This window comes from Mesorhizobium sp. M7A.F.Ca.MR.362.00.0.0 (assembly GCF_004023175.1).
In the GTDB taxonomy this organism is placed as follows: domain Bacteria; phylum Pseudomonadota; class Alphaproteobacteria; order Rhizobiales; family Rhizobiaceae; genus Mesorhizobium.
In genome coordinates, this window is sequence record NZ_RZTF01000258.1 from 8,028 (window position 1) to 9,367 (window position 1,340).

The 1,340-nt window shown below is 63.6% G+C and carries 2 protein-coding genes and 1 pseudogene; 1 reads left to right on the forward strand and 2 read right to left on the reverse strand.

Going from position 1 to position 1,340, the window contains the following annotated elements; genetic code table 11:
* Together EOC06_RS43485 and EOC06_RS25580 are read right to left on the reverse strand one after the other, a co-directional pair.
* Nucleotides 1-120, reverse strand: a pseudogene (locus EOC06_RS43485) (pyridoxal kinase); the annotation flags it as partial.
* Nucleotides 121-133: 13 nt separating this feature from the next.
* Nucleotides 134-385: a hypothetical protein gene (locus EOC06_RS25580; protein WP_127808777.1), complete on the reverse strand. Its 252-nt coding sequence runs from the start codon at nucleotides 383-385 to the stop codon at nucleotides 134-136.
* A 162-nt stretch (nucleotides 386-547) separates the two neighbouring features.
* Here EOC06_RS25580 and EOC06_RS25585 point away from each other — a divergent pair, with 162 nt between their 5' ends.
* Nucleotides 548-1,186: a LemA family protein gene (locus EOC06_RS25585; RefSeq protein WP_127269647.1), complete on the forward strand. Its 639-nt coding sequence runs from the start codon at nucleotides 548-550 to the stop codon at nucleotides 1,184-1,186.
* The last annotated feature ends 154 nt before the right edge of the window (nucleotides 1,187-1,340 follow it).

Genomic DNA, 1,340 nt, shown 5'->3' on the forward strand with positions numbered 1-1,340 from the left:
GACCGGGAACCCCAGGGTCTCCAGCGCAAACACGGCTGCACGGTTGCCGACCGAGCCGCGCGCGACATGGCTGGAAATGACGATGACCGCACGCGGCGCGTCGGTTTGTTCGGCGCTCATTGTCGTTTGATTCCTAACTGCCCCGGATGACGTAAAGCACGAGCCAGACCATCAGGCCCAGCGCCAGCAGCAGGCCCAGCGTGCGGCCAAAGCGGGTGCCCCAGACTTCGATCGGATCGGCGCGATCGGCATCGGCCGCGGTGACGTGATCGCGCATGCCTTTCGCGGCCCGCCCCGCAAACGAGTCGCCCGCCGGATTCGTCTCGTGCGCGATGCGATCGAGGATACGGCGCGATTCCTTCTCGCTGTCCTGGCGCTCCGCCATGATGATGTCCCGTTTTGCGGGCCTTATCGCGTTCGTACGGCCAATCACAGACCCTTGCAGCGGCATTGGGCATGGCAGGCGAGGGGCTGCCGGCCCGGGCGGTTTTCTTGCGCGCTGATTGTGGTAATGCTTCGCGTGCAACTTCTACCGAGGGACCCCATCATGTTTGCCCAGCGCCTTGCCTCGCCGTCCATTTTCCGCACGCTGCCCGCCTTCCTGATGATGGCGATCGTGCTGCCGCTGCTTGCCGGCTGCGGCTACAACACCATCCCCACAGCGGAAGAAAACGCCAGGGCGGCATGGAGCGAGGTGCTGAACCAGTATCAGCGCCGCGCCGACCTCATCCCCAATCTGGTCGAGACGGTGAAGGGTTATGCCTCGCACGAAAAGGATACGCTCGACGCGGTGGTCGAGGCACGCGCCAAGGCAACGCAGATCACGGTAACACCGGAAACGCTGAAGGATCCCGAAGCCCTCAAGAAGTTTCAGGATGCCCAGGCGGGGCTGACCAGCGCGCTGTCGCGGCTGATCGCGGTCTCGGAGGCCTATCCCGACCTCAAGGCCAATCAGAATTTCCTGGCGCTGCAAGCCCAGCTCGAAGGCACCGAGAACCGCATCGCGGTGTCGCGGCGCGACTACATCCAGGCGGTCAGGGACTACAATCTGACGCTGAGGACCTTCCCCTCGGTGCTGTGGGCGACCTTCTGGTTCCGCGGCAATGAGCCCTTTGCCAATTTCACTGTCGCCGAAGACAAGATGCAGCCGCCGAAGGTCGATTTCGGCACGAAGCAGGGCGGGTGAACGTCGACTGTCATCGGAATAAATCCCGCGAAATGACGGGCTGCTGGCGTGCAAACACCCCCCTCTGTCCTACCGGAACCGGCCCTTCGCTGCCGCTTCGGGCGTTCGTTGTTCGGAAAGCCAAGCAATTGGCTTCCCGTCCGCTACGCGGATC